Below are 2,537 nucleotides of genomic sequence, written 5' to 3'. Positions count from 1 at the left end.
TTCTTTTTCTTACTGACTTTGGCTGAATTAGATTGGCAAGAATGGCAACTAATACGCATTGCAGTATTCACCTTACATTGTGGGCAGTAGACGTAATACCCATACTTTCCATACCTCGGTTCGGTCTGCGGGCTTTGACACTTCTTACAATTAAAACCATGCCTTATTTGTGGAACTTTGGCCTCTTCAATTGCTTCTTGAGCTGGAACCAAGTCTACCTTTTCAGTTTCGCTCAATTCTGCGAGATGTACTTTGGGAGCCGGAGAGGACGTAGGCACATGTTGTTCATTTAGAAAGTGAACTAGGCGGTACAGTTCATCACGATTCAACGTAGGGTTCGGATTTAGAATTGAACCTACGCGGTGCTTTTTGATGAGACTCTTAACGCAGCTACCAATAGACTCGGCTTTAATGAGCTTCTTCGATATATCTTTAGGGATAGAAGTTCGATCGATTAGAGCGTCATTGGACGCGGCACAGAGTTGATCCCAACAGCGACCACCAAAGTACGCTTGTACAAACGCAATTCGGTCTAGCAACGACTTAGCGTTGTCATTTAACAGTGCTTTCAATAGTTTGGTTTGCAACTTAGCTTGCTCGATAGGCGAGGGCATTCCTGTCCAAGTCCCTCTTACGGTTCGGCTCCATTCGAGTTGATTGTTGACCTTAACCTCACCACGAATCGATTTCGACTCAATAATGATAAATCCTTTGTTATAAAGGACTAAATGATCGATCTGAGCAGTTTCATTTTTAAACTGTATGCGTAGGTCATTAATAATGAAAACGTCATTTGCATCTCCAAACTCTCTGCGTAAGTAAAACGCGACATCTTGCTCTACTTTTGCGCCAGCTTTCTGTTGAAGACTGTTGTCGATTTTTGAATCTCTATCCTTAGTAATCATTCTTTATTCCTGCTTTTTTATAAAAGCAGTTTACCATGCAGTAACATTCATATTGATGGTGTGTATGTTTTTGAGACATATGTTCTTTTTCGAACACTGTTATTGATGAAAATTGTGAAATATCTCTTTCGAAAGCTCGAAGTAGAGAGTAGGAAACATGCAACTCGCTGTTTAATAATGTGTTTGTTAGGCATCCTGTTATTGTGCGTGTTAGGGCGTTGTGAGCGCCATGAAAGTTGTAAATTGGGTAATGGTGGCGTAACAATAATAGGTGATACGCAGCCATTGCTGCAGAGAAAAACACACACATAAATTGTTATTGAGTTTTGGAGTGACTAGAGGCCTCAGCCCAAAAAGCAGGTGATAGTGCCCTGTTTCGTGATTATGAAGTCATTTCAGAATTCGGAATCCGAATTTCATTTATCGTTATTTTACGAATATTCTTGATAGTGGGCTAACAACGCCATTGGCGCCTCTATCAATGATGTGAGTATAGATTTGCGTTGTCTTCAAATCGGTGTGACCAAGTTGTTCTTGAACGGTTCTGATATCCGCTCCGCTTTGAAGAAGGTGCGTAGCGAATGAGTGCCTTAAAGTATGACACGAGATGTTTTTGTCAATGTTGGCTTTTTGGCCTGCTACCTTAATGTGTTTTTGAAGCGCTGTTGGGTGAATATGGTGTCTACGTAGCTCGCCTGTTTGTAAATCTGGCGACAAACGACTAGAGGGAAAGAGGAATTGCCAATTTAGGCTCCTTTCTGCGCTCGGGTATTTTCTAGCGAGAGCTTCAGGTATGTATACACCAGAGAAAACTGTGTCATTCATGTCTTGATGATAGTAACTCGCGGATCTCTGTTGCTGTTGTTTGATAGCGGGGAAAAGCTCTGGAGCTATTGTCACTATGCGGTTTTTACCTCCTTTCCCTTGCCATACACGTACAGATTTATATGCATAATCGATATCTTGTACACGTAAGCGTAGACACTCCATTAAACGCAACCCTGATCCATACATTAATTGATAAGGTAATTTGTAGTTAGGTGAACAGTGATTGAATAGCCTTCCAATCTCTTCTGGAGTCATGACTGTTGGCAATTTTCTTGATTTATCTGAGCGCCGAAACTGCATATCAAGTTCTATGGGTTCTTGAATAATTTCTTTGTATAAAAAGACTAACGCATTGAGAGCCAGACTTTGCGTTTTCCTCGCTGACTTTTTGTTAACAACCAGATGCGTTAGGAAATCCTCTACATGTCTAGAAGTTAAGCTCTTTGGGTGCTTTTTATCATGATAAAGAATGTATTGGTGAATCCAATAAATGTACGCCTCCGTTGTACGAAGGGCATAGTGCCGTCCAAGCATGTATTCTTGTATATACGATAGAAATGGTGATTTTTTCATTAAACTGTAACTGGTTATCCATACATGAGTTTCAGTTTGGCACATCAATTCATGCTATATAGAAAAATTCTGTATTTTGGGATGTAGGAAAGAGGATGTAGTGCTTAAGTTACTGTTAGTTTTCATAAAAACGGGGTATCGTTTACGTCATTAAGATACTAGACAGAATAATTCTGTATTTAATTGCAGAATTTTTCTGTCTAATATAGCTGTTATGTGAATGGAGTAGAA

At 40.0% G+C, this 2,537-nt stretch carries 2 protein-coding genes; both read right to left on the bottom strand.

Annotation, left to right across the window (positions count from 1 at the left end; all coding sequences use genetic code 11):
• Positions 1 to 905 (bottom strand): nuclease-related domain-containing protein (locus AB4484_RS26660; RefSeq protein ID WP_372081049.1); only part of this gene is annotated, 905 nt, incomplete at its 3' end.
• 426 nt (positions 906 to 1,331) lie between these two features.
• The gene (locus AB4484_RS26655) at positions 1,332 to 2,306 is read right to left on the bottom strand and encodes an integron integrase (protein WP_372081048.1); all 975 of its coding nucleotides are present in this window, start codon (positions 2,304 to 2,306) and stop codon (positions 1,332 to 1,334) included.
• Between the last annotated feature and the right edge of the window lie 231 nt (positions 2,307 to 2,537).

Source organism: Vibrio sp. 10N.261.46.A3, from assembly GCF_041472995.1.
Classification (GTDB): domain Bacteria; phylum Pseudomonadota; class Gammaproteobacteria; order Enterobacterales; family Vibrionaceae; genus Vibrio; species Vibrio coralliirubri.
Note: the sequence above shows the minus strand (reverse complement) of the source record. Positions and strands in the feature narration are given on the sequence as shown.

Bases quoted from the DNA above. Each gene is read 5' to 3' on its own strand.
- AB4484_RS26655 (WP_372081048.1), bottom strand. From the start codon at position 2,306: ATGAAAAAATCACCATTTCTATCGTATATACAAGAATACATGCTTGGA.